Consider the following 1,959-nt stretch of genomic DNA (forward strand, 5'->3'; position numbering starts at 1 on the left):
ACGTTGGGGCAGAGGCTCGTGCCACGCCTGATCACGACGATGCCCCTGAATCCTGCGCTGCTGCTGCCAACCATTCAGGATGTGGCGCCGCGCGTCATCGTTGCCGGGTTCGGCCGGGTCGGCCAGACTGTCGCCGCGATGCTATCCGGCATTTCTCACCGATAGCAGGTGCATCGGGGCTCCGAATCGGCGAAAGTTCTTCTGCAACAAAGAGTTATCGCTCGCGCGGAGAATGCCCTCGATGCCCACAGACTGTATCCCAACGTTGTTCGACTTTGCACCCGTCGAAGGCCGCAAAGTGGTGGCTAATTTCGACGGCGGCGCCATCACCTCCGACGCCGGTGGCCTGCTGCTTGGCGCCACTGACAAGGTGCTCGGCCTGACCCGCAGGCTCGCCGCCTGCTTCAAGGACCACCGCGATCCCGACCTGATCGAGCACCGCCTGGAGACGCTGCTGACGCAGCGCATCACCGCCATTGCGCTGGGCTACGAGGATCTGATCGACCACGACCAGTTACGCCACGACCCGATCATGGCCGTGCTCGCCGGTAAACTGACCGCTTCCCGCTCGGACTGTGCGCCGGTGGCGGGTAAGAGCACGCTCAACCGCCTCGAGCTGAGCAAGGCCCAGCCGACACGTTACGCAAAGATCGCCGCCGATACGACAGCGATTGAAAACCTGTTCGTCGACCTGTTCCTCGACGCTCACGCTGCAGCGCCGGAGGAGATCATCCTCGACCTCGACGCCACCGACGATCCGCTGCACGGGCATCAGGAAGGCCGCTTCTTCCACGGCTACTACGACTGCTACTGCTACCTGCCGCTTTACATCTTTTGTGGCCGTCACCTGCTGGCGGCGAAGCTGCGCCCGGCCAACATCGACGCCTGTGCCGGGGCGTTGGAGGAGGCGATCCGCGTCGTCGCCCGGATCCGCACCCGCTGGCCGAGGACACGGATCATCCTGCGCGCCGACAGCGGCTTCTGCCGCGACACTTTGATGGCGTGGGCGGAGGGAAATACAGTCGACTACCTCTTCGGCCTGGCGCGCAACAAGCGGCTGGTGGCGGCGATCGGGGCGGAGCTGCAGCAGGCGTGGCTCGAGGCCGAGGCTACGGGCAAGCCGGCGCGGCGGTTCAAGGAACTGATCTGGCGGACCCGCAAGAGCTGGAGCTGCAAGCGCCGTGTCGTGGCCAAGGCGGAGTGGACCGAGGGCAAGGCCAACCCGCGCTTTGTGGTTACCTCACTGCCGGTCGAGGAGATCGAGGCAAAGCGGCTCTATGAGGATGTCTACTGCGCCCGCGGTCAAGCCGAGAACCGCATCAAGGAGTGCCAGCTCGATCTGTTCGCCGACCGCACCTCGGCGGCGACGATGGCGGCGAAGCAGTTGCGGCGGTGGTTTTCCAGCTTTGCCTACGTGCTGCTGTGCGGACTGCGCCGCATCGGCCTGGCACAGACGCAGTTTGCCCGGGCCAGTTGCGGCACTATCCGGTTGAAGCTGCTGAAGATTGGTGCGCTGGTGCGGATCAGCGTGCGGCGGGTGGTGTTTGCCATGGCGTCGGGCTGCCCGTGGCGAGCGGAGTTCGCACTGGCGCATGCGGCGCTGCGACGAGCCGCGGCGTGAGGCGGGACGAACCAGACAGCGCATAGACCACATAGCCAATGCCAACGCTGCCCAGCGGGTGGCGGCGGAAGCGCTTGGCCCGAGAGCGCCCAATCAACGCAAGACGCGTCGCTGCACCGGATGAACTGACATGATCCAACCGCAACTCATTGCGCTGCCGTCCTCATCGGTCATGCCGTGAGAAATGCGGGCTAGCAATGCCTAGATCGAATCTCTGACCAGCCGCTTCTTCAGGGCCTCGATATTCGCCTGCACGCCCGGCAGGTTTGGATCAATAGCGGCGGCGCGCTGAAAAGCGGCCAACGCCTCCCTGTCCTTGCCCAATCGTATGTCGCACA

The 1,959-nt window shown here is 64.7% G+C and carries 1 protein-coding gene; it reads left to right on the plus strand.

From position 1 onward, the window contains the following. The first annotated feature begins 241 nt into the window (after nucleotides 1-241). Nucleotides 242-1,621, plus strand: a complete 1,380-nt coding sequence (locus VGP39_RS23220; protein ID WP_327570437.1) for an IS1380 family transposase — start codon at nucleotides 242-244, stop codon at nucleotides 1,619-1,621. Nucleotides 1,622-1,959 lie beyond the last annotated feature (338 nt).

Source organism: Bradyrhizobium sp. (genome assembly GCF_036009065.1).
Taxonomy (GTDB): domain Bacteria; phylum Pseudomonadota; class Alphaproteobacteria; order Rhizobiales; family Xanthobacteraceae; genus Bradyrhizobium.